Origin of the sequence: Lentilactobacillus parafarraginis DSM 18390 = JCM 14109 (genome assembly GCF_001435895.1) — a bacterium.
Classification (GTDB): domain Bacteria; phylum Bacillota; class Bacilli; order Lactobacillales; family Lactobacillaceae; genus Lentilactobacillus; species Lentilactobacillus parafarraginis.
Genome location: NZ_AZFZ01000003.1, coordinates 31,018 through 54,559, shown reverse-complemented (window position 1 = coordinate 54,559; position 23,542 = coordinate 31,018). Strand labels below are relative to the sequence as shown.

Genomic DNA, 23,542 nt, shown 5'->3' with positions numbered 1-23,542 from the left:
ACAAAACCAAAAATTTTGTTCCGGCTTCTTTTTTATCCGACTACTACCTAGCTGAATCATGGGCCAGAAAGCCGCTTCTTGGCCGACAGTCTCTTTTGGTCGCCGGAATCGGGCACCAAAGTCAAACGTCAATATCGTTGCAAATTTCCCTGGATTCACTCATTATAAAAACCACGTTGAAAGAACCCTTTCAACCGGTCCATTCAAATTACAATTAAGGAGTATTCCAATGAAAGCAGCAATTATTAATGATTTTAACCGGGGACCCGAATACGGCGAGTTTCCCGATCCCGAAGTCAAAGACGGCGAAGTTGAAGTCCACGTCTTAGCCGCAGCAGTCAGTCAACTCGCTCGGGCGAGGGCAAACGGCACCCATTATTCAGCAACCAGCACCTTGCCGATCGTTCCCGGCGTTGACGCGGTTGGGGAAACGGCGGATGGCGAGCATGTCTATTTCAACAGCGGTAGTAACGTTTATGGCACCTTAGCAGAAAAAGCGGTTGTTAACCGCCGGGCCCTGTTTCCGATTGATAATGCGGCTGATCCGGCGATTGTTGCCGCCACGGCCAACCCGGCAATGTCGTCGTTTATGGCAATTAAGGATCGTTTGGGTGAGGATAAGATCCGCGGAAAACGTGTCTTAGTGTTGGGGGCGACCGGGGCCTCAGGGCAGCTGGCCATCCCCATCAGCGTTAGTTTCGGCGCCGCTGAAGTGATCGGGGTGGGGCGAAATCCCGAGAAACTGGCGAAACTGACCCAATTTGGCGTGTCATCGACCATCAAGTTAACCGACAACGATGACCAATTGAAAGCCGATTTGGCCAAGGTCGGCGACGTTGACGTTGTTTTGGACTATTTGTGGGGAGATATTGCCGCCACCATGATTGAAGACATGATTGCCCAACGGCAGGATCCCCAACACAGCTTAACCTGGGTCCAGATTGGATCAATGGCCGGCCAAAGCTCGCCGTTAAAGGGCAGCCTATTTAGAAGCATCGACTTCCACCTAATCGGCAGCGGCTTCGGGTCATTCACCGCAGCTAATTTGGCTGACGACATGCCGGCCTTCTTAAAAATGATTACCGATGGCAAAATTGCCGTTCCCGTAACCGCCTTTCCGCTCAGCGAAATCGCTGAAAGATGGGATGATTATGGTGATCACCGATTGGTATTTATCCCGTAAATTTGGTTTAAATATAAAAATGACTGGCTGATAACTTTTTGAAGTTGTCGGCCAGTCATTTTTTGTCATTGATAAAATTAATTCTACAACAAAATTCGTTTGGTAATCTTCTTTTTTGGATCGGCGACGACCAGCCCAAAATCATTTGGTCCGGTAGGCTGATCGACTCGAAGACCGTTTTGAACCAAGATGGTGTATTGATAACGGTGATCAATTGCCAGTCCCATGTAGTCGTCGATCAGTGATTGGGGCATTTTTCCATTCATATAAGCCCGGTATTCTGGATACTGGTCAAAAATTTTGGTGACCATTTCCTTGGTCCGCGGATTTTGGAGCTGGGAAATGGTCAGGGCAATCGCGACTCTTTCACGAAAGTTGCCCAGAAAAGCCCGCTTTTCATCAGGCTTGAGCTGAGGATTTCCAAACATATGCTGCTTAATAAAATCTTCTGAATCGTTTGCCATGGTTTGACTCCTTTCGGTTGTGTGAACGCCGCGCGAAAATCCGCGCTTCACGGCTGATGAACCCATTCTACTATCATTCTTTCGAATGCGAAAGGAAAAACCGGAATGATAAATAGTGACTACTGGAAATGACTGAAAATAATGCTGAAAGTAAACTATGTAATCTTTTTGTAATAATTGAAACGAATTAACAGCCTATTTTTAATATGCTCAAAAGCCACCAACCCAGTGATATATCGGTATTTGCAACCGCTTTATTAAGGAACTCTTAAGACTCGATAATTGATTATCACTTTCGTTGAAATAATCCTGTAACAGAATATAATTTGGTCATCAAATTAAGGAGGTCCTCTTTATGAAAAAGATGACGACATTGATGACTGTAATTTCACTTGCTTTACCACTGGCTTTTGCAACCCCGTTAGCTGCTTCTGCAGCCACTAAACCAACTACAACCGCAAAACCAGCTAAGACAACCAAAGGTATGACCTATACCATCGCCAAGAACGGGGCATCGTTCTTTAAAACCGCCAAAGCCTATCACACCACTAAGACTGCCCCAACGGTTTATAAAGCGCTGATTGCTGCTGACAGCAGTAACGTGACCTTTACCGCAAAGGGCAAACTGAAGGCTTCAACAACCTATTATGTCACCCAATCAATTAAGACAGCCGCAACCAAGACCCAAAAGTCCCAGACATTTTTGAACGTTAAGGGCCAGGGATGGGTACTTGCTTCAGGATTAACTGCCGGCAAAATGGCTTAATGATTTACAAATGAATAGTTAAGTTATTGCTCAGTCCCTTATATTGATAATTTGATGTGGGTGACCGAGCTTTTTTCTGTCCGTGATCAGGAATTGTCACGCATACCAATCATGCCAAGTATCATTAATTCATTATCATTCGCTTTTAAAATAGGCTGGTTTATGCAACAATCCATTAACAAATTTCAAAGACCCTAAAGGTTTTGATAAGCAGGCTCTGAATTTACGGGTCCTGATTGAGATTCACAATCTCAAGCGGATAATAAAAGCAGTCAACAAAATTCACCATGACGGGCATTTTTAAACTGGGTTGGGTGACCAAATTAGTTAATGGGCCTCAATGGTGAGGGGGGTGATAATGGTGAGGCACAACAGGTCAAGACTGATATGGGGGCTGGTGGCAATTGGGTTAATCATTGTCGGCGGGCTGAGCTGGTGGTTGATTGCGGCCCATAGCAATCAACCGCAACGGGCGATTTCAAAACAAACCCAACAGCGGCGGCAGCCTAAATTGAAGTCCTCGGCACTCAGTTCTGACGATCGGCAAACTCAGCGGGCGGCTCAGTCAAAACGGCCGCCCAAAAATCGGGAGAATGCCAACATTACGGCGTATTTAAAGGCTGGTCATTTTGTCGGCAGTGCCCTGGTGGTCCGAAATAACCGGGTCGTTTACCGGAAGGGATTTGGCTATGCCGACTATGAAGCTGCTAAAAAGAACACACCGGCGTCTGAATATCAAATCCTGTCGATTCAAAAATCGCTCACGGCAGCGATGGTCATGAAACTCATTATGGCTGGGAAGTTGAGCCTCAAGACACGCCTTTCCAGATTTTACGCGGCAATTCCCAACGCTCGAAACATCCGGATTCGGAATCTGTTGGATATGGATTCGGGATTATCGATGGCTGAGCTTGGCCCAAGCGCCGTGTTTAATGAGCACAGCGTGGTTCACTATGACGTTCAGCATTTGACCAGCCGGGCTTCTCAGCTTGGGCAGTGGTCCTATCAGCCGGTGAACTATGTTTTATTGGCCGGCATCATTGCCAAACTAACCCATGAGTCATACGGCCGCTATTTTGATCAGACGTTTGTCAAGCCGCTGGGATTACAATCCACCGGCTTCGTTCAGCACTGGGGCAGGCGGCCTAACCGAACGCTTGGCTACCGATATCTCAGCGCCAATCAAGTTCGGCAGACCTATGGCAAACGGTTCCGCGAACAGCGAACCGCGATGTATAACGAGCTGGGAACCGGGCAGGTATATATGTCAACAGCTGATCTGTACCGGACTGAACGGGCGATTCTTCTTGGAAAAATTGTTCCCCAGGCGGCGGTCACAACGCTACACACGCCGGGAACGGTTTCAACCTATGGCGGGGGCGTGTATAACCTCTCAAACGGGATTCGCTCCCACGGAATTGGCTACGGATTTGAATCCGTAATCTTTATGACCAACAACGGCCGTTCCGGGGTGGTCCTACTAAGTAACAATTACCGCCCAGCGGCGACGATTCAGCGCTTGGCCGAGTCATTGTTTAACCAAGTTGCCAAGTCATAAATTGATGAGGAGGGGGTCATTTTGTCAAAGCTACAGCGATTTTTCCAGCGGCCGACAGTTCGGTTTATTACCGTCACCCTGGTATATTTCGCGATTATGATGGTGCTTTTCTATTTGTATGATTACAGCGGCATCAACCAAGCTAAATTTATCTATAACGACTTTTAAGGGGAAGTTTTTTATGAGCAGAAATCTTATTGAAATGATCGATTCGTACGCGGAATCGAACGGGGATCGTATTTCCTATAATTACAATGGTCGGCAAAACACCTATCGGGAATTGAAAACGGATTCTGGTGCGCTGGCCGAACACATCGACGCGATGGCCTTGAAGCTGAATCAGCCGATCATCGTCTTTGGTGAAAAGTCGTTTGAGATGATTGTTGCCTTTCTTGGCGCAGTTAAGTCCGGTCATCCGTATATCCCGGTGGATGTCAATTCACCAAGTGACCGGCTCAAATTGATCAATGAAATTGCTCAGCCGGCAGCCGTGATTGCCGTATCACCATTACCAATCACCTTGCCGGGAGTTGAAGTGATTACCAATGAAGAGCTGGAACGCATTTGTTTGGAGAAGGTGACCTATCACAACACGCACTCGGTGCATGGCGATCAGACCTTTTATATCATCTTCACGTCCGGAACCACCGGTGTGCCCAAGGGCGTTGAGATTAGTTACAACAACCTGATGAGCTTTGTTGAGTGGATTAAGGGGAGTGATTTTAATTTACCAGCCGACTTGCAAATGCTGCAGCAGCCGGCGTATTCCTTTGATTTATCGGTGATGAGCCTGTACCCAACCCTGTATAGCGGTGGGACACTGCACGTGCTGTCCAAAAAGACCACCGATAACTTTATCGTTCTCTTTACGACACTGCCAAGCCTGGCCGTTAACGTTTGGGTGTCAACGCCATCGTTTGTCACGATTTGCTTGTTGGAACCAACGTTTGATCAGGCCCATTATCCCCAGCTCACGCACTTTTTGTTCTGTGGTGAGGAGTTGACACACAAAACGGCAGCGACGCTCAAGAAACGGTTCCCTGACGCCCACATTTTTAATACCTACGGGCCAACTGAGGCGACCGTGGCAATCTCCCAGATTGAAATTACCAACCAGGTTCTGGATGATTTTAACCGGTTACCAATCGGCTATCTCAAGGCCGGCGTTCACGGCCAGGTCGTTGACGACCAAAGAAATCCGCTGCCAAGTGCTCAAAAGGGAGAACTGGTTGTCTACGGTAACAGCGTGTCAAAGGGCTATATTAATAACCCCGAAAAGAATCGCCAGGCGTTTTATCAGGTCAAGGGTCACAACGCTTACCGGACCGGTGACATTGTCGCGATGCGCGAGGATGGGCTCTTGGAGTACTTTGGCCGCAGCGATTTTCAGGTAAAATTAAACGGGTTTCGAATCGAGCTTGAAGATGTGGCCGGCCTGGTCAGCCAGGAAGCCCACGTTAAGCAGGCGGTGGTGGTTCCGAAGTACAACGCCCAGCACACGGTATCAATGTTAATTGCCTACGTGGTACCCCAGGACGAAACCATTAAAAACGAGTTGGAATTGACTGCCGCTATTAAAAAGAATTTAACCCAAACGATGATGGCGTACATGCTGCCACAGAAGTTTGTGTACCGAAAATCATTACCGCTGAGTCGAAATGGGAAGGTCGACATTCGCGCGGTTATTAACGAGGTCAATCCGAAATGAGATGGTACATTCCCTATGGCAACCCGACCTACTTTCTCTGGTTGGGCTTGGCACTCATCCCATTGATGATTGGCTTGCTGTACGGTCACCGGTTTCGGGGCTACCAAACACTGATTTCACTGCTATTTTTAGTGTTGACGTTTGGCGGGCCCAACTGGAAAACCGGGATTTCCTTGATTGGTTACCTGATCTACCAGGTCCTTTTGGTTGCCGCGTATTCACATTATCGTCAGCCAAAGGGATCGGCAAATCGGGGATGGGTGTTCGTTCTCGCCGTTATTCTGGCGATCGTGCCCCTCGTCATTGTCAAGATTACCCCGGCAGTTGAAGGCGGCCGCCAGTCGATTATTGGGTTCCTCGGGATTTCCTACATCACATTCAAAGTGGTGCAGACAATTATGGAAACCCGCGATGGGATGATTAAGACGTTTCACCCGGTCCTGTTTGGCCAGTTTCTCCTGTTCTTCCCAACAATTTCATCGGGGCCAATTGACCGGTACCGGCGATTCTTAGCCGATTACCAGAAGGTGCCCGAGCAGGCGGCCTACTTGGATATGGTGCAGAAGGGTGTTCGCTACATCTTTCAGGGATTCGTCTATAAATTTATTTTGGCGTACTTCTTTGGGTCAATTTTAATGCCCCAAATTGAAATGCAGGCGATTCTGGCCCACGGATTGTCGTGGTCGATCGTTGGCTATATGTACGTTTACAGCATGGATCTGTTCTTCGATTTTGCCGGTTACAGTTTATTCGCGGTTGGCATTAGTTACCTCATGGGAATTAAAACGCCGATGAACTTTAACCAGCCGTTCAAGTCGAAGAACATTAAGGACTTTTGGAATCGTTGGCATATGACCCTGTCGTTTTGGTTCCGCGACTATATTTTCATGCGGTTGGTGTTCTTCTGTATGAAACATAAGATCTTTAAGAGCCGGACAACGACGGCCAACGTGTGCTACGTCATTAACATGCTCATCATGGGATTCTGGCATGGTGAAACGTGGTTCTACATTACTTACGGGCTCTATCATGGGTTTGCGATGGTGATTAACGACGCTTGGCTTCGCTTTAAGAAGAAGCATCAGGCGGTCATTCCTCACAACAAGTTAACCGAAGCGCTGGCCATCTTCATCACGTTTAACGTGGTCTGCTTCAGTTTCTTGATTTTTTCAGGATTTTTGAACACGTTGTTTTTTGCACCGAAGCCGTTTTAGGCGGTTAACGGAAATTTAAACGGGGGTTGAGAATAATGGATGATGTTAAAAGTAAGGTTTTGGGAATTTTAAAGGATTTAACCGGGGAAGATTTTTCTGATAACTTAGATGAAAATCTTTACGACAGCGCGCTGCTTGATTCCATGGGAACCGTCCAGCTGCTGCTTGAATTACAGGACCAACTGGGCGTTTCGGCGCCGGTTTCTGAGTTTGACCGAAATGAGTGGAACACGCCAGCCAAAATTATCGCGAAGGTCGAAGATGCCCAATGATCAAAAAACGCCTCTTTCAAATCTTTGGGCCGATCTTTGCGGCAGCCCTATTGATGTTGGTGGTGTTCCTATCGCCGCTGTGGGCGCGGTTCAATGATGTCAGTTCAGAAGTCCAGAACAATGCGGCTTCTTCGTTATCGCCGCTGGTTTTGAAAGGTGGGCTGGTTAAACGGGTCGCAATGGATGACCACTACGTTGGCTTTTTTGGATCATCAGAGTGGTCGCGGTTTGATCCGTTTCACCCATCGGTATTGGCGGCCAAGTATCATCGTTCTTACCGGCCGTTTCTACTGGGAGCTCGGGGGAGTCAGTCGTTGACCCACTTCTTTGTCATGCAGTCGGTCAACGCGCAGCTAAAGAATCGAAAGGCGGTCTTCTTTATTTCGCCCCAATGGTTCACGCCAAAGGGTGAGGATCCCAATGCCTTTTCTTTCTACTACTCACCGCTTCAGACAACCACCTGGATTGAATCTGAGACCGGAACGAAGATGGATCGGTATGCCGCATACCGGCTCCTGCAGATGCCATCGGGAAGTTCCGATAAAGTGATTGCCGCCGCCCTCGCCAGAATTGCGGCGGGTCTTCAGCCAACCGCTTTTCAGCGGGCATACGTCGGCTTTCGTCACCGGATTTTAACCAATGAGGACCAGATCTACGCCCGTTTTCGGATTCCGTCGACTAACGCGGCGAAGATTAGGCGCGAGGCCCGTCAGTTGCCAAGGCGTTATCAGTATGATAATCTGAATCGATTGGCTGGCAAAATTGGTCAGCAGCAGACAACTTCCAACTCATTTGGGATTAACAATCAATTTTGGAACAAACGCTTAAAGAAGCACGTGGCCCGGCTGGGCAACTTCCAGCAGGGGCAAAGCTATTTGAAGTCACCGGAGTACGGTGACTTTGAGTTGGTTTTGAATCAGTTTGCCAGGGACCACACCAAGGTCTTGTTTATAATTCCGCCGGTTAACCAAAAGTGGCAGCGATACACGGGGCTTTCCGCACGGATGTTGCGGCAATTTGATCAGAAAATTCAGTATCAATTGCGTTCGCAAGGCTTTAACCATATTGACGATCTCAGTCAGGATGGCGGAATTCCGTATTTTATGAGTGACACGATTCATCCCGGCTGGCGGGGCTGGTTGAAGATGGATCGGGCAATTAAACCGTTTCTGACCAAATCGGTTAAGAAACCGCACTATCACATTGATCAAAGATTTTATGCAAGGGAATGGGACAATGAACAATTATTTAATGACGATGACGGTTACTACTCCAGGTGATCGTGAATGAAACACTTTTTTAAAGGGTATCCAATTCTGGCCTTTTTAATCGGGGTGCTGCTTGCCGGTGGCTTCGTGGCGCACGGCATGACCGCCGGTTACAATCCGATTATTAAAAGCAGCAATACGCATTATGACGCCCAGATTGTCAATCAATCGACAACGGCAAAGGGTTATCCGCTGTATACCGACGGCCCGTACTACACCAGCCGCAGCACCAAAACGCCCGATGACAATGGCAGTCGTTACAATAACGACTATGTCCGCGTAATGCAGACAAAAACCACCAAAACGGGAACTTACGCTCAGTTGAGATATTTCAGTAAAACAATCGGCTGGATGAACGTTCATGGCATTAAATCGGCCAGTTTGTCTCAGGTTGCCAAGGGGACCATGCAGCAGAACAATGCCATTGGGACCGCCGTATTGGCGCCAGCTGGCGGGAGTAAGACCGTGGTTGTCACCAACGGCTATGCGAATGCCGATAAGAAGGTTGCCAATGCGAGCGACGGGTCGGTACTGTACCCGCTGGCATCACTGCAAAAATCAATGACGGCCGCGATGATCCAGCAGTTGATCAGCGCGGGAAAGCTATCGGCGTCAACGACACTTGATAAATATTATCCCAAAGTTGATCATAGCGACGACATTACCATCAAGCAGATGCTGTCGATGACCTCTGGACTTGATAACGTCGATATCACGCCGTCAAAGGCAATGACTGAGAACCAGGCGTATGACAGTATGGTTCAACGGGCCCGGTCGACTGACGATAACGACTTTGACTACAGTGACGCCAATTATGTCCTGTTAGCCGGAATCATTTCGAAGGTGACTGGCCAGTCGTACGCTCAGAACCTCCAGAGCCGGATTTTGGACAAACTGGGGATGACGAATACGGTCATTGTTGGCAGCAAGACGCCCAATACCAAGGCAACGTTAGCGTTAGGATATGATGCCAAGGGGTCCCAGAATTACTTGAACCCCTATGGGATCTCGCTGGCCAGACTGTCAGCGATTCCGGGGGCCGGCAACTTATTAACCACCCCGACGGATTACGCGAAATTTGTATTGGGGCTTCAGAATGGCACCATTTTGACGGCCAAGCAGTATCAACAAATGACCAGTTATGGGTCGGTCTATTCAGGGGGCCTCTACGTCACTCGAAGCGGCATCAAGTATAACAATGGGTCGTTTGGCGGCGCGGATTTTCATACCGGCTATTACGCAACCACCGGCAATTATCACATGGCCCTGGTATTTACGAACCAGACGCCGTTAACGAATAATTTAGCGCCCAAGAAATTCATGGAGTTAATGTATCAAGTTGCGAAGTATTATTAAAATTTAAGAAGCATCATTGAAAGTAGATGGCCCGGATGATTGATTTCCGGGGCGTCTATTTTTGGTTGGAATGGGGTAGGCCACCGGATAGCCGGCATTGGAAATGGATTTTAATGGGCCTTGTCACCCATGGAATAGTCCCCTGGATTTCCAAACGGTTTTTGTCCTTTCTTGGATAATGGTATAATGATGACACGAAATGAATTCCGAGGAGGGCTTATATTTGAAAAAGTGGATTTGGTTAGTGATCACCATCGTTATTGCGGCATCGGTGGGTGGTTACGCGTACGCCCGTCACAGTCAAAATGAAAAATTATATTCGGATGCCATGGACCGGGCGAGCCTTCAAATCTCGAATAAACGCTATATTGCGGCTGAAACTGCGTATACCAACGCGCTGAAGCGTAAGCCGAATGATGAAAAAGCGACCCGGCTACTGAGTCAGACGCAGAATTTTATGGCTGCCAATGATTTATTTAATCAACGGCAATTTGCCGGGGCAAAGAATAGCTACCAGTCGGTCGTAGCCACCAAAAATGGCAATGAAACCTTGAAGGGCCGGGCAAATGATCGCCTTAAATTAGTCAAGACGATCCAAGGCAATCTCAAGCGGTATAATAAGCTCTACAGTCAGGCCCTGAACGAAACCGGCGAGGGCAATTACGCGCAGTCAAACAGTACGCTGGACAAGATCTTGTCAGATACCGCCATTAAGCAGACCTACTACAAGACAATTTATAACAAGGCCAAGCAGCTGCAAACGAAGAATAACGCCGCTTTGAACGGGACTGCGGCAACCAGTTCTTCCAGTGACTTTGAATCCTCAACTTCTAACAGCAGTACCCAAAACACACCGAACGTTGCGCCAAGCAGCAGCGCAAGTTTGACGTCATCCGAACAGAAGGCTGCCGACGCTTATAAGGGATCAAACGAATATACGGTGAACCCAAAGCAAAACGAAATTGATGGTCAGTCAATTACCGCAGCTCAAGTAAACACTGCCCGTCATGAGATTAGCGCGGCCGGCATCGATTCCAACGCGATGAGTGACCAGGATGTGAAGAATATCATCAAGGGTGCCCATAACAATAACGAGTCTGTTGGCCAGTACGTGAAGGAAAAGTATTAACAATCGGCATTCATTTGTCATTGATCGAAGAATTCTGAGAAAATTAATTCCCGGAATTCTTTTCGTTTACTGTCAGAACGTAAAAATTATTAAAATTGCTTGTGAGACGCCTGTCCGGTAGTGTACCATTATCGACGAGAGTTGAATTTTGAAGGGGTGGTGGTTTTTTGTCTCCATGGACAAGGTTTGTGAACAACGTGCCGTTGAGGCGGTTTTCCGTTCTTGCGTTTATCGTGATTGTCCTGTTTCTGGTCCGCAGTATGATGAGCACGTTTCTACTGACGTTTATTTTTTGCTTGCTGGTCGTTAAGCTGACCAACGCGATTCGCCGCGTGGTTAAAATTCCGTCACGGCTGATTGTGATCGTGGTTTATCTGCTGGTATTGCTGGGGTTATATCTGGCCATTACGGTTTACATTCCCAAGATTGCCGATCAGGCCATCAGCTCCACCAAGGACATTGTCGATTTCTACTCGAATCCGCAGAACTTGCCGGATGACGCGACCCTTCAGTGGGTCAATGAACTCATCAAACAGAGTAACGTCATGTCGCAGATGAAGAATGGGGTTTCCCTAATTTGGAAATACATTACCGGCGTTGGAACAATGGGCGTCACGCTGTTTCTGTCGATGATTCTCAGTTTCTTTTTCACAATCGAAAAACGGTCCATGGATAATTTTTCGCGGTTGTTTCTTCAGAGCGACTTTGCCTGGTTCTTCCAGGATCTGTACTTCTTTGGCAAAAAGTTTGTTACGACCTTTGGGGTTGTCATTGAAGCCCAGTTCTTTATCGCCCTGGTAAACACCGTTCTGACAACCATTGTGGTGGCTGTGATGCATTTACCGCAGTTGGCCGTATTGGCGTTGATGGTCTTCATCCTGAGCTTGATTCCGGTAGCCGGGGTCATCATTTCATTTGTGCCGCTGTCATTAGTGGGCTACTCGGTTGGCGGTTTTCGGGACGTGATTTACTTAATCATCACCATTATCGTTGTTCACGCGTTGGAAGCCTACGTACTCAACCCCAAATTCATGTCGTCAAGAACCAACCTGCCAATTTTCTACACGTTTATCGTGCTTCTGGTTGGCGAACATTTTCTCGGCATTTGGGGGCTGATCTGCGGGGTACCGATCTTCACGTTCTTCCTCGATATCCTCGGGGTGAAGCGCCACGACGAGCCGGTACCAACCATCCAGCCGCCTCAGGAGCCACCCAAAAAATAATTGGCGCCTGTTATTAACGAATACTACTGAAAATTATTCTGATTTGGTGTAAAATCAATCTGATAGAGATATAGAAAGAGGTAATGATATTGGCAAAACTTGTTTTAATTCGTCATGGTCAAAGTGAATGGAACCTTTCCAACCAGTTTACGGGCTGGGTAGATGTTGATTTAAGTGAGGAAGGCGTTAAGCAAGCCATCAATGCTGGTAAGTTAATCAAGAAGGCCGGCATCCAGTTTGACTATGCGTTCACGTCAGTTCTGACTCGGGCCATCAAAACGCTTCACTACGCTTTGGAATACTCAGATCAACTATGGATTCCTGAAGAAAAAACATGGCGTTTGAACGAGCGTCACTACGGGGCATTGCAGGGCCACAACAAGAAGAAGGCCGCTGAAAAGTACGGTGACGAACAGGTTCACATCTGGCGTCGTTCGTACGATGTGTTACCACCACTTCTGAGTGCTGATGACGAAGGATCAGCTGTTCATGACCGTCGTTATGCCAACTTGGATCCCCACATTGTTCCCGGCGGTGAAAACTTGAAGGTCACTTTGGGACGGGTAATGCCATACTGGGAAGACAAGATTGCTCCGCTCTTGTTAGACGGCAAGAACGTCATCATCGCCGCCCACGGTAACTCACTTCGGGCCCTTTCAAAATACATCGAAAACATTTCCGATGAAGATATCATGAATCTTGAAATGGCAACCGGCGAACCAGTTGTTTATGATTTTGATGATAAATTGAACGTGACAAATAAGACCAAGTTGGACTAATTTTTCAGCCAACGAGAAAAATGGTGGTCAACGGGCGGTTAGCTTCCCATATTCTGGGAGCTAACCGTTTTTTTGGCGGCTTGGTTTCTTTCGCGCTTTGGTTGCCATTTATGACCAAATATGTCACACTTTTCAATGAAGTGACTGTTTGGGGGAAGGGTGAAACGGCTTGGACATTTTATATTGTGGGGACGATCACATGCTTGACGGCTTGATTATTTCAATCTTGTCGCTCACGAAGCATGCTCAAGAACCATTACGAATCTTTATTTTAACCGGGGCGCTGCAAAATCGTCACCGGCAGTTTCACGCCCTAACCGATGAGCATGCCGCGCTGCTGGATCGGGTTGCCAAGCGCAAAAATCCAGCCCATTCGGTGGTTAAAATTGATATGACGGCTTTATTTAACGCCAACCCACCAACGGCAAATGTTAATACGCTGTTTACGCCGTATAGTATGCTGCGGCTGTACAGTGACTTAATTCCGGAATTTTCTGATCGGATTCTCTACCTGGATGCCGACGTCGTTTGCCGGCAGCCGTTTGAAGATTTCTACCACCAATCATTAGCGGACACCGAATTTGTGGGCGTGCTTGATCATTACGGCCGGTGGTTTTTCCACCACGAATGGCAGCTTTTTGACTACGTTAACTCCGGGGTTCTGTTACTGAATTTGAAGGCGATTCGGTCAGGCGGTTTGTTTGAACGTTGTCGCGACTATTGCCGCCGGCGGCCAATGATTATGCCGGATCAGTCGGCGGTTAATAAACTCGCCCATCATAAGCGATTGGCGCCTGAACGATATAATGAGCAGCAGGATGTGCAGGCCGACACGGTTTTTCAACACTTTTCCACCCGCTGGTCATTTTGGCCGATCATTCATACCGTGTCCGTTAAACCATGGGACGTTGCTGATATGCACGCCAAACTTCATCTGCACATCTATGACGATATTTTGGCGGAGTATCAGACCATTATCGACGAATTGGATGCGCATTCGACCGTTGCAACGAATTCGCCGACGGTTAGCAAATTAAATCAGTAATTAAAAAGGGCAACTTGACTAACGATTTCCAAATTGGGAAGCGTCAATCCAGTTGCCCTTTATGGTTGAAGGGGGACCGGCTTTTTTTCGGTTGAAAGTTGGTTTTGAACGTATTCCCGGTACAGGGGATGGGTCGCGACCAATTGCTGGTGAGTACCGTGCCCACTCACCCGGCCGTCTTCGATGAAGTAAATCTCGTTGGCGTCGGTAATCGTGCTCAACCGGTGAGCAATCACCAGAGTGGTTCGGTTGACCATCAATTTATCAAGGGCGCGCTGGACCATCATTTCGGATTCGGAATCCAAACTCGCGGTGGCTTCATCCAGCATGAGGATTTTCGGGTCCCGGAGAAATGCGCGGGCAATGGCGATCCGTTGGCGTTGGCCGCCGGAAACTTTGATTCCGCGTTCGCCGACTTCGGTATCGAGTTGGTGGGGCATGGCCTTCACGAAATCGGTCGCGTAGGCCATCTCCAGGACGGTCCATAATTGGTCATCGGAAAATGAGTCGGAAAGACCATACGTGAGATTATACCGAATGGTTCCCGACATAATGGCGGCGTCCTGCCCAACCAGGCCAATTTGGCGGCGCCAATCGGCCAGCTTGAGGGAGCTAATGGGGGTGTCACCAATTGTGATTGATCCGCTGTCCGGTTCGTAAAAGCGCTCGAGTAGGCTGAAAATGGTTGATTTCCCGCCACCGGACGGCCCGGCAAAGGCAATCACCGAGTTTGGGGCGGCTTCAAACGACACATCGTGAAGAATCGGTTTGTTTGGCTGGTATGAAAAACTCACCGCGTTCATTCTGAGCGTCTTTCCGGATATATTGGTGGCAATACCGGTGTGCGGGTCTTCCTCGTTAACCTGCAGCAACGACTGAATTCGGGTTGTTGACCCGCTGGCCTTAGCCACGTCAGTCATAAACTGGCCGAGAACCGTGAAGGGCCCAATGAGCTGGACCAGATACATGAGAAACGAAAATAACGTGCCAATATCAATGGCGCCTTGGCGAACCCGAATAGCCCCGTAGGCTAACACGCCAATCACCATGGCCATCATGATCATTCCCATGACCGGCCCGGCAATCGAATCGTAAACTGCTTCCCGTAACCCAATGTGATAAAGGCGGGCCATCCGGGTATTGCCGGCCTTTCTTTCCAGGGGTTCGGCGGTGGATGATTTGACAAGCCGGACCTCGCCTAACATTTCGCCGGCCTTTCCGTTTAAGTCTGCCAGGGCGTCTTGGCGAGCCCGAGCAATTTTATGGGATGCCCGGATGATTGGCAAGAGGCCGATAAGCACCAGCGGGACGGCGATAAACATGATTAACGTCATCCGCCAGTCCATGATGAGCATCAAAATGAGGGCCCCCACCAACTGGATCGTTGACGTGGCGGTCCGGGGTACGGAATTAGCCAGCAGTTCCTTAACCTGCGTGGAGTCATTGACCAGTCGGGACGTTAATTCTCCGGACTTGGTTTGGTCAAAGTAGGTGACTGGTAAATTCAAGATTTTTTGCCAGAGCCGGGTTCGGAGCTTGTAGACGACGTCTTCACCAAAGAAGCCAAGAATACTGCCGGACGCCGCACCGATTAGCGTGCTGGCAAGAAACAGCCCGATAACGCCAGCCACCAACCCGTGATTGATGGCATGGCCAATTGAATTGATAATGGTTTTGGCGAACATCGGCACGGCTAACTGCATCCCGGTTGCCAGCACGCCAAGTAGGAACCCGCAAATAAGCTGCCAATATCGTGGATGAATTTGGTTGATAAGTTGGATAAATGATTTAAAATTAAACTTTGTTGCCTGATGTTTTTGCATGACCAACGGCCCCGAATAATTATTTTTTAATAAAGGAGTTAACTTAAGTATCCTAGCATAGCTGTTTCCAATTGCACAACAATTTCCCGAAAATGGCGGTATTTTAAGGGCAGCTATGATAAAATTAACCCATTATTGGCATGTGAACGACTTATCAATTAAAATGGGTTCGTGATGAACTTGTTTTTGGAGGGGGATGACTGAATGGGGCGCCCGGGAAAAACGTATCAGTACCAGAATTGGGACGACGATGTCATTTTTACCAAGCATCAGGAAGCCTCAATTCCACCGGGATTTATTTGGTTACATACGAACCGGATTTATCGCTTTGTGTCAACGATTGTGTATGGCTTGTGCATTGGCTTTGCGACGATCTATTGTCGCCTGTTTTTACACGTGACCTTTCGCAATAAACGCTGTTTGCGTACCCAGGGGAAAAATGGCGCGTTTATTTTTGCCAATCACACCCAACCGTTGGGTGACGTCTTTATCCCAATGTTGGCGGCACTTCCACGGCGAGCATACACCGTCGCCGAAGCTGCAAACTTGGGAATTCCAATCGTTGGCAAAATGCTGACGATGGGGGGCGCACTGATTTTACCGGCTAAACTATCACAGATGATTCAGTTTCAACGGGCGATGACGGTTCGTCTCAAACAGCACCAACGCGTCTTTATTTATCCAGAGGCTCACGTTTGGCCGTACTACACCGGAATTCGGCCGTTTCCAAACGGCGCGTTTCACTATCCGGTTTCGGCCAACGTGGCCAGTTACGCCATGACGGCAACTTATCAGCAGCGAAGGGGATTTGCCAAACCACGCATGATCATCTACTTTGATGGTCCGTTCTATCCTGATTTGACCCTGCCCAGAAAAGTCCGCCAGGAAAAATTGCACGATGAAGTTCGTCAAGCGATGGTTGTCCGCAGCCGCCAAAGCAACGTTCAGTACGCGAAGTATCAGCGGCGGCCGGATGCATCGCAGTAAGTTAGAGGGGGAAATATAAATGCCATCATCAGAAGTTCCAGTGTTCTTTGCGGTCGATGATAACTACGCGGCGTATCTAGCCGTGGCGATAAAGTCATTGACAGCCCACACCGATCCAGCCCGTCAGTACCACCTGATTATCCTCTGTGATAATTTGAATACGGCAAATCAAGACCTATTAAAAACGTACCAGCAAGCCAACGTCACCATCAGCTTCGTGGCGATTAACGCCCAGTTAAAGCAGGCGATTGATGATCGCGGTAACAAATTGCGCAGCGACTACTTCACCTTCACGATTTATTTCCGCCTGTTTATCGCCGAACTGTTTCCAGATTTGGATAAGGCCATCTATTTAGACGCCGATACGGTGATTCTGGATGATATCGCGAAGTTGTACGACGTTTCGTTAGGGGAAAATTTGATTGGCGCGGTTCCGGATTACTTCATCGGTCATACCCCGGAAACCATTGATTACGCCAATCAGGCGGTCGGTATTGATTCCCAGAAGTACGTTAACTCGGGGGTTCTGCTGATGAACTTGAAGGTAATGCGCGATTGTCACTTCGCCGATCATTTTCTTGATCTTCTTAATCGCTATCATTTCAAGAGTTTGGCCCCGGACCAGGATTACATGAACGCCATTGCCAGAAAACGGATTTGTTACCTGGATTCGTCGTGGAACGTGCAGATCACGACCCCGAAAACGGTGACGCCGCGGCTGATTCATTACAACCTGTTTGCCAAGCCGTGGCGATATGCCGACGCGCCACGGCAGGATTATTTCTGGCGATATGCCAAGCAGACCAGCTTTTATTCAGAACTTCAACACGACCTTGCCCAGATGACGCCCCAAGAAACCGAACGTGATCAGAAAAATCAACGAGATTTGATTGCGCTGGCAGTGAATATTATCAAGACGCCGGTGACCTTTGCGGCGATTTCAAAACAAGGAGTAAAAATTGCGCTATGACTTTTACACCAGTAAAACTTGGTGATCGTGACAAAGTGATTGCCAACATTGAAGCCAATGCCAACCGTGGTCAATTGAATGATAAAGTAGAAATTCACGATCCGGTTTTGACCCTTGATCAGCAGCACGCGGTTCTAAAAAACTACCTCGCGCTGCGCCAAACTCATCGGTACCAGTGGCGCGGGGCTGAAGCACGGTCGATGATGAACGTTGCCGCGAAAATGGCCGCCGCCAATATGAAGGTGAAGGGAACTGAAAACCTCGCCAATGTCAGTTGGCCGGCAATCATTACCTGCAATCATTTTAGCCCCATTGACAGCCTCTTAGTTCGATCAGCCTTAAAGCAGCCTGATCTGGCGATTGTCGTTGAGCTGACGAACTTAAAAATGAGCGGCATGCTGGGGTTCTTGATGACCTACGCGGACACCATCCCCATTAGTGACAGCATTCAGTACATGGGGCACGACTTTACCGGCCTTTTGAAGCAGGCCCTTTCACATCAGCAGTCAATCTTAATTTATCCGGAGCGCGAGATGTGGTTTAATTACCGCAAACCGCGGCCGGCTGAGCGCGGGGCGTATCATTACGCGGTTAAATTCAACGTGCCGATTGTGTCATGCTTTGTTTCGATGGTCGACGCCCCGACCAAGAATGACCCCCACGGAATTGATTTTACATTTCATATATTACCGCCAATCTTTCCCGATCAGCAAACTGGCACGCCGCGGGAAGTAGCCGATAAGATGCGCCAAATTGACGAAAAACAAAAAATTGCCGCGTACGAAGCTGCCTACCAGCGACCGTTTCAACCGGCGTTTGAAAATCAGGACATCGCGGGGCATTATATTTAGCCATTATTAATCATTTTAACGTTATTTAAAAATCGACGGACGCAACCCGGAATTTCTCCCGGCTGCATTCGTCGATTTTTATTTTGTTGGGCCAATTGGTTGACCATCGCTAATGATAAGCCACTTCGGCCTTGTTCCGGGCGACTGCCAGATCTTCGAATGCCTTGGCAATGACCATTGGATCCATGTGACCCGGCCGGCCCTTGCGAATATAGGTGTTGATTGTAACCATTCCTGCGAAGACGCCAGAACCGGCTAATTCTTTGTTCAGGGCGAGCACGTAATTTCGCAGGCCCACTTTGCCAATTGACTGCTCAATATCAGTGATGCCCGGCTTGGCAGCCACAATGCTGCCGGTATATAGCAGAACCCCGTCGCCAGCCTGTTTGACGTAGGGGAGCGCCAAATGGGTTAGAGTTACGGCACCAAGAAGATTGCTGATCAGGCTTTCGGTAAGAACATCCTGATCCAGACTTGAAGGTTTATTTTTCGTTCGCATAGTCGCGGTATAAATGACCACTTGAAGGGTTCCCTGACTGGTCACGCTTTTAATGGCCGCGGCCAGGCTGCTTTGGTTGCCGAGGTCAGCGGTGACCGCAAACACATTGATGTGTTCAGCGGCCAGCGTTGTGACCAGGGCATCCAGGGGGGCCTGCTTGCGACCCAGAAGGGCAATGGTGTATCCGCGGTGACCAAATCGGGTTGCGAGGGCTTCCCCCAATCCGGCGTGGCCGGGACCGACGATTAACGCAATTTTTTGATCCATGATAAGAACCTCATTTCAGTTAGGCGGGGTGATGGTTGAGAATGCCGGTGCCAACAAGCAGTAGTTCCATGGTTGTGGGACCGACAAAGGTGAAGCCGCGTTTTTTCATGTCTTTGGCAACTTGAGCACCCAGACTGTGGGAGTCTTGCTTTAACGTTCCGGAAACGACATTGTCCGTGGGTTTAAATGACCAAAGATATTCGGCCAAGTCTTTGAATTCTGGCTGCAGATTTAAGGTTGCCCGGGCATTTTGAACCACGGCGCGGATCTTTCTTGGGTTGCGAATCATTTCTGGATCCGCCTCAAGGGCTTCTAAATCCGCTTCATTGAGCTGGACAATCTTTTCGACGTCGAAATGTTTGAAGACCCGGTCAAACACCGGAATCTTACTGGCAGCGACCCGCCAGTTTAAACCTGGCTGAAACACGTTGACGGTCAGCATCTCGAATAAAATTCGCGGATCATGAATTTCGGTGCCAAACAGTGAGTGGTAAAGGGCGACGCCGTTTACTTGTTCTGCCATGTTCGTTCCTTCTTTCTGATATCGTTTGCTTGTAGAATAGCACTGTTTGGACCAGACGGGGGTGGAAACGCTTCATCATCGACGGGGCCAAGGCCGGGATAGTTGGATATCTCCGGTCGCGCTGGCAATGAACGACTCTTGGTCGGCGAGGTTTTTAAAATGGGGCGGCAACGCCTTGGAATTTCGTGATATGATAAAAACATTGTGTGAACGAGTTGGGCTTATCAAGTATGTATTAGGGAGGGATCAGCATCAAACATTCTTCACGAAATCGGCGGGGCACTTATCGATGGTGGCTGGTGATCTGCGGGGCAATTCTTATTTTGTTGGCTGCCCTGTATTTTGTGCCGCCGATGATTAATCATTCCGCCAGCGGGACGGCCAGTGTTTCATCGACGGCCGCTAGTGAGAAGTCTCATCATAAGAAACGGGTAAGTACCAAGCAGCAGGACCCCAATGATATTGATCACGCGCCCTTATATCGGGTGGGGCAGTACTATGACAGTGCCCGCTATGGCCGAATTAAGCTTCGGGGAATTGCGACGCGCCAGAACTTAACCTTTAACCGGAAAAAATTGACGACCACGATTAACTGGGCCAAAATTTGTTCAAATACGCCGAAGACCGCCGAGCAGCGGTCAAATTCTGCCAGTGACTATAACTTGGCTCAGGTCAGCAATCCCTATACTTACCTAAAAGTTTCCTATACGGTTAGCAATCACTTTGCCAACCCGGTGACGTTTGGTGGCTTAAAGCAAGTCGAACTTGCCAACAGCAACATTTTGGATGGAACCGATGAATTAGTGATTGATGACGGCCAATCTGAAAACCTGGCAGCCCATTCGCGGCATACGTTTACGATCCACGTCTTGGTTGACAAGTTTACTGGAACGGCTCAGCCGCAAAGTGTGCGTCTGACGTTTGCCGGTTCCAAGAGTGCCGCGACGCTTAATTCTGTTAGCAGTGGCTTTAGCGTCTCGCTGCCATTTACCTATGATCAACATGCCCACGTCTAAAAAAGCCAGCTGGCTCAGATTCTAACGATGAGTGAATCGTTTAGAACTGGCAGCTGGCTTTTTTACGGAATTTGGGAGGTTGGTTGGGTGAATTACCCGTTTACGTGGCCGGCAAAGCTTGGCATAAACGCGCTGTTAATGGTTTGAATTTCGACGTTTTGGCCTGGTTGGGGAGCCGCAACATACTGGTTATTGCCAATGTAGATGGCAACGTGATAGCTGGCACCCTGACTGCCCCAGAAGAGCAGGTCGCCAGGCTGCGCGTCAGCAAAGGCTTTCTTGGTAACGTGACTTTCTTGCGTGACGGTGTAGTGACCAAGACTGATACCGGCTGCTTTTTGGTAAACGTAGTCGGTCAGGCCCGAACAATCCATGCCGCTGAGTGATTCGCCGCCCCAAACGTAGGGGATGTTTTGAGTCGCCAGCTGTTTGGCCAATGAGACCACGGCGTTAGCCTGACTGGTCGAGTCACTGGTGGTTGTTCCAGTTGACTGAGTCGCCGGCTGATTTGCCTGGTTCGTCTGATTCCTATAAGTGGCCTGACGATTGGGTTGGGCATATGAACTGGTCTGCTGGGAATACGTTGGTTGGCTGCCGGTTGCCGGATTGGCACTGGCCGTGGTGGCAGCGCCGCCCATAATGGCACCGGCAGCTGCGAGACTTAAAATAATTTTGCTGAATTTCAAAGGAACACCTCATTTTTTAATTTGTGGTGCCATGATAACCGGTGAAGATTTCAAGAAGGTTACAGAAGTTTTGGGATCTATTGACGAAAAATGTCACGCTGAAATGGTGGTTAAGATTTAATTATCGCCATTAAGGATTGGCAAATTCCCTTGACGGGTCAAATTTCAGCAGGGGATTAATCAGGGAAAATTATTTTTCAAAATCCGTCTCCCAATGAGTCTCGATGGGGTAAAATTAACGGTGAATACCATTACAAAAGTGGGGGACGTTATGATAAATTTTCGACAAATGATCAGTTGGCTGGGAATTGCCGTTCTGATGGGGGTTGCCGGCGGCAGTGTCACCGTATCGGCAAAGGTTGTGACAAATAGTTTTTTGACAACCCAGCGACAATTGAAGACGTACAACAGCAAGCGGACGCTTAAGCTCACGATTCCTAAGAACACGACCGTGCAGGTTACCGGCATTAAGCACGATCACGGGAAGAAGTACGTTGCCCTCAATGTGGATCGTCTTCGCTATGGCGTGCGTAAGCCGTTACTCAATGCTCAAAACACCAGTAAGGTGAGTCGGTGGATTCAGGCCAATGGGAAAAACTTTAAGCTGGTAAAAAAACCGACTTACTTGGCATACTATAACATCACCCGCAGCACGGCTGGACATAAGCTGTTGACCTACGTTGCCGATGGTAATTTATGGCAGGGCAGTGCGCTGCCGGCTAATTATCAGCAGCAAATCGGCGTGCGCTTTACCGTGACCACCGATGGTTATTTGGAATACTTTAACCAGTCGCCGTATCAATACGTCATCAGCCCCAAACCAAGCATGACAATGAAGGTCCAAAAAGCCGTTCATCACGGGAGAAATGTGGATTTGTATTTCAAGAAATCCTTTAATCAGCTGCCATTAACTAAAGTTGCGAAAAAGGGCGATAATCGTTATCGACTCCGAATTTATCGGACTTATGGCGACACGGCAACCGCCATTCCGGACGCCGATAACGCCTCCCAGGTCGCATTGAATGAACTGTATACAATCAGCGGGACGCAATTTTACATGCATATTGAGAACGCCCGTTTTTTGGGGGATGACTAATCGTGAAGATAAATCGATTATTAATTGGGATCATGACGATCATATTGGGCTTGGTTGGCAGCCAAGCAACGGTGCAGGCCAAGACTCACTATTTAAAGGTGACCCAGCGAAGTTATTTGCAGACCCAGCGGCAAATGACCATTAAAAACGCCTACTATAAAAATATTAAGATTACCCTTCCTAAGGGGACCGTTGTGCAGGTCGCCGGCGTTTCCAAAAGCAAGCGGACCCATCATCCCTTCATCACAATTGATATGGATTCGATGAGTTATCATTTGCGCAAGCCGTTCTATCAATCTAAACGCAAACCGAACATGACGGCCGGCATATGGGCAACAACCGCCAACTTTAAAAAGATTGCTTCGCCGATCTATCTGCGATACTACTACGTGGCCGATCCGGACACCCGATCAGCCGGTAGCTATTTGGCCGACGGTAATCTGTGGCGCGGGGTGCGCTGGCCAACCGATGAGGTTAAGGCGAAGGGAACCGGCTTTAAAGTGACCGTCGATGGGTATCTGGAGTCCTATTCCAAGGTCCCGGTTTTCCAAGCATACGCGCCGAAGCCCCAGGGGTACGCGAAAATTCGGAAGACTGTTGATAACGGGAAGACAACTGATTTTTACGTCAAGAATAAGATTAAGGGCGCGCCGCTCACCCGGGTCGCCAAGACCGGTAACGACCAGTATCGTTTGTCGATTACCCGAACCGGCGAACATTCCCTTACCATGATTCCCGAAGATGACCATCCCCAGTACGTGGATTCCGTGGAAGTTTCTGAGCGGTATTTGATTGCCGGTAAGGATTATTACATGCATACTGAAGTGTTGTTTTAACGTAAAAATCTCGCGAAACCGAA

The 23,542-nt window shown here is 48.5% G+C and carries 25 protein-coding genes; 20 read left to right on the top strand and 5 right to left on the bottom strand.

What is annotated here, in order from left to right:
- Nucleotides 1–229 precede the first annotated feature (229 nt).
- Entirely contained in the window at nucleotides 230–1,183 is a 954-nt protein-coding gene (locus tag FD47_RS01345) for a quinone oxidoreductase family protein (RefSeq protein ID WP_054732379.1), read from the top strand.
- An 83-nt stretch (nucleotides 1,184–1,266) separates the two neighbouring features.
- Here FD47_RS01345 and FD47_RS01340 read toward each other — a convergent pair whose 3' ends face one another.
- On the bottom strand, nucleotides 1,267–1,647 hold the full coding sequence (locus tag FD47_RS01340; protein WP_008210991.1) for a DUF1694 domain-containing protein: 381 nt from the start codon (nucleotides 1,645–1,647) through the stop codon (nucleotides 1,267–1,269).
- 355 nt (nucleotides 1,648–2,002) lie between these two features.
- Here FD47_RS01340 and FD47_RS01335 point away from each other — a divergent pair, with 355 nt between their 5' ends.
- The 12 genes from FD47_RS01335 (at nucleotide 2,003) to FD47_RS01280 (ending at nucleotide 13,965) form a co-directional block, all read left to right on the top strand.
- Nucleotides 2,003–2,413: a hypothetical protein gene (locus FD47_RS01335; RefSeq protein ID WP_008210993.1), complete on the top strand. Its 411-nt coding sequence runs from the start codon at nucleotides 2,003–2,005 to the stop codon at nucleotides 2,411–2,413.
- Between the two features lie 397 nt (nucleotides 2,414–2,810).
- A complete protein-coding gene (locus FD47_RS01330; RefSeq protein ID WP_225425043.1) occupies nucleotides 2,811–3,971 on the top strand; it encodes a serine hydrolase domain-containing protein in 1,161 nt (386 codons plus the stop codon).
- Between the two features lie 21 nt (nucleotides 3,972–3,992).
- Nucleotides 3,993–4,139, top strand: a complete 147-nt coding sequence (locus tag FD47_RS01325; RefSeq protein ID WP_008210998.1) for a teichoic acid D-Ala incorporation-associated protein DltX — start codon at nucleotides 3,993–3,995, stop codon at nucleotides 4,137–4,139.
- Nucleotides 4,140–4,152: 13 nt separating this feature from the next.
- Complete coding sequence (dltA, locus tag FD47_RS01320; RefSeq protein WP_054732383.1) at nucleotides 4,153–5,679, top strand: D-alanine--poly(phosphoribitol) ligase subunit DltA; 1,527 nt, start codon at nucleotides 4,153–4,155, stop codon at nucleotides 5,677–5,679.
- A complete protein-coding gene (dltB, locus tag FD47_RS01315) occupies nucleotides 5,676–6,893 on the top strand; it encodes a D-alanyl-lipoteichoic acid biosynthesis protein DltB (protein WP_008211002.1) in 1,218 nt (405 codons plus the stop codon). The genes dltA and dltB overlap by 4 nt, the downstream gene beginning before the upstream one ends.
- 35 nt (nucleotides 6,894–6,928) lie before the next feature.
- Nucleotides 6,929–7,165, top strand: a complete 237-nt coding sequence (gene dltC, locus FD47_RS01310; protein WP_054732386.1) for a D-alanine--poly(phosphoribitol) ligase subunit DltC — start codon at nucleotides 6,929–6,931, stop codon at nucleotides 7,163–7,165.
- Nucleotides 7,162–8,445 (top strand): D-alanyl-lipoteichoic acid biosynthesis protein DltD, encoded by a 1,284-nt coding sequence (gene dltD / locus FD47_RS01305; RefSeq protein ID WP_054732389.1) that lies wholly within the window; start codon nucleotides 7,162–7,164, stop codon nucleotides 8,443–8,445. Before dltC ends, dltD begins: the two co-directional genes overlap by 4 nt.
- A gap of 6 nt (nucleotides 8,446–8,451) precedes the next feature.
- On the top strand, nucleotides 8,452–9,789 hold the full coding sequence (locus FD47_RS01300) for a serine hydrolase domain-containing protein (RefSeq protein WP_056979950.1): 1,338 nt from the start codon (nucleotides 8,452–8,454) through the stop codon (nucleotides 9,787–9,789).
- A 223-nt stretch (nucleotides 9,790–10,012) separates the two neighbouring features.
- Nucleotides 10,013–10,918, top strand: coding sequence for a hypothetical protein (locus FD47_RS01295; RefSeq protein ID WP_056979949.1), 906 nt, complete (start codon nucleotides 10,013–10,015; stop codon nucleotides 10,916–10,918).
- A gap of 167 nt (nucleotides 10,919–11,085) precedes the next feature.
- Nucleotides 11,086–12,141 carry an AI-2E family transporter gene (locus tag FD47_RS01290; RefSeq protein ID WP_054732390.1) on the top strand — a complete coding sequence of 352 codons (1,056 nt, stop codon included), beginning with the start codon at nucleotides 11,086–11,088 and terminating at the stop codon, nucleotides 12,139–12,141.
- Nucleotides 12,142–12,230: 89 nt separating this feature from the next.
- Nucleotides 12,231–12,920, top strand: a complete 690-nt coding sequence (locus FD47_RS01285; protein WP_054732393.1) for a 2,3-diphosphoglycerate-dependent phosphoglycerate mutase — start codon at nucleotides 12,231–12,233, stop codon at nucleotides 12,918–12,920.
- A gap of 169 nt (nucleotides 12,921–13,089) precedes the next feature.
- A complete protein-coding gene (locus tag FD47_RS01280; RefSeq protein ID WP_082402574.1) occupies nucleotides 13,090–13,965 on the top strand; it encodes a glycosyltransferase in 876 nt (291 codons plus the stop codon).
- Nucleotides 13,966–14,024: 59 nt separating this feature from the next.
- Here FD47_RS01280 and FD47_RS01275 read toward each other — a convergent pair whose 3' ends face one another.
- Nucleotides 14,025–15,788 (bottom strand): ABC transporter ATP-binding protein, encoded by a 1,764-nt coding sequence (locus tag FD47_RS01275; protein WP_056979948.1) that lies wholly within the window; start codon nucleotides 15,786–15,788, stop codon nucleotides 14,025–14,027.
- Between the two features lie 204 nt (nucleotides 15,789–15,992).
- On the opposite strand from FD47_RS01275, the gene FD47_RS01270 reads away from it, so the two are divergent.
- Genes FD47_RS01270 through FD47_RS01260 form a run of 3 tightly spaced genes read left to right on the top strand, consistent with a single transcriptional unit; the run spans nucleotide 15,993 to nucleotide 18,596 of the window.
- Nucleotides 15,993–16,775 (top strand): lysophospholipid acyltransferase family protein, encoded by a 783-nt coding sequence (locus FD47_RS01270; protein WP_054732401.1) that lies wholly within the window; start codon nucleotides 15,993–15,995, stop codon nucleotides 16,773–16,775.
- Between the two features lie 19 nt (nucleotides 16,776–16,794).
- On the top strand, nucleotides 16,795–17,745 hold the full coding sequence (locus tag FD47_RS01265; protein WP_056979947.1) for a glycosyltransferase family 8 protein: 951 nt from the start codon (nucleotides 16,795–16,797) through the stop codon (nucleotides 17,743–17,745).
- Complete coding sequence (locus tag FD47_RS01260) at nucleotides 17,742–18,596, top strand: lysophospholipid acyltransferase family protein (RefSeq protein WP_054732403.1); 855 nt, start codon at nucleotides 17,742–17,744, stop codon at nucleotides 18,594–18,596. The genes FD47_RS01265 and FD47_RS01260 overlap by 4 nt, the downstream gene beginning before the upstream one ends.
- Before the next feature lie 109 nt (nucleotides 18,597–18,705).
- Here the strand turns inward: FD47_RS01260 and FD47_RS01255 are convergent, their stop codons facing one another.
- Together FD47_RS01255 and FD47_RS01250 are read right to left on the bottom strand one after the other, a co-directional pair.
- The gene (locus FD47_RS01255) at nucleotides 18,706–19,362 is read right to left on the bottom strand and encodes an SDR family NAD(P)-dependent oxidoreductase (protein WP_054732405.1); all 657 of its coding nucleotides are present in this window, start codon (nucleotides 19,360–19,362) and stop codon (nucleotides 18,706–18,708) included.
- A 19-nt stretch (nucleotides 19,363–19,381) separates the two neighbouring features.
- Nucleotides 19,382–19,885 (bottom strand): DNA-3-methyladenine glycosylase I, encoded by a 504-nt coding sequence (locus FD47_RS01250; protein ID WP_008214040.1) that lies wholly within the window; start codon nucleotides 19,883–19,885, stop codon nucleotides 19,382–19,384.
- A gap of 46 nt (nucleotides 19,886–19,931) precedes the next feature.
- Between FD47_RS01250 and FD47_RS15795 the strand changes: the two genes are divergently transcribed.
- Together FD47_RS15795 and FD47_RS01245 are read left to right on the top strand one after the other, a co-directional pair.
- Nucleotides 19,932–20,246, top strand: coding sequence for a hypothetical protein (locus tag FD47_RS15795; protein ID WP_156404139.1), 315 nt, complete (start codon nucleotides 19,932–19,934; stop codon nucleotides 20,244–20,246).
- The gene (locus tag FD47_RS01245; RefSeq protein WP_054732469.1) at nucleotides 20,239–20,901 is read left to right on the top strand and encodes a hypothetical protein; all 663 of its coding nucleotides are present in this window, start codon (nucleotides 20,239–20,241) and stop codon (nucleotides 20,899–20,901) included. Before FD47_RS15795 ends, FD47_RS01245 begins: the two co-directional genes overlap by 8 nt.
- A 92-nt stretch (nucleotides 20,902–20,993) precedes the next feature.
- On the opposite strand, the gene FD47_RS01240 is transcribed toward FD47_RS01245, so the two are convergent.
- Nucleotides 20,994–21,587, bottom strand: a complete 594-nt coding sequence (locus FD47_RS01240) for a C40 family peptidase (protein ID WP_054732409.1) — start codon at nucleotides 21,585–21,587, stop codon at nucleotides 20,994–20,996.
- 271 nt (nucleotides 21,588–21,858) lie between these two features.
- On the opposite strand from FD47_RS01240, the gene FD47_RS01235 reads away from it, so the two are divergent.
- Together FD47_RS01235 and FD47_RS01230 are read left to right on the top strand one after the other, a co-directional pair.
- Nucleotides 21,859–22,683: a hypothetical protein gene (locus tag FD47_RS01235; RefSeq protein WP_082402575.1), complete on the top strand. Its 825-nt coding sequence runs from the start codon at nucleotides 21,859–21,861 to the stop codon at nucleotides 22,681–22,683.
- A 2-nt stretch (nucleotides 22,684–22,685) separates the two neighbouring features.
- Nucleotides 22,686–23,519 carry a hypothetical protein gene (locus FD47_RS01230; protein WP_054732412.1) on the top strand — a complete coding sequence of 278 codons (834 nt, stop codon included), beginning with the start codon at nucleotides 22,686–22,688 and terminating at the stop codon, nucleotides 23,517–23,519.
- Nucleotides 23,520–23,542: the final 23 nt, after the last annotated feature.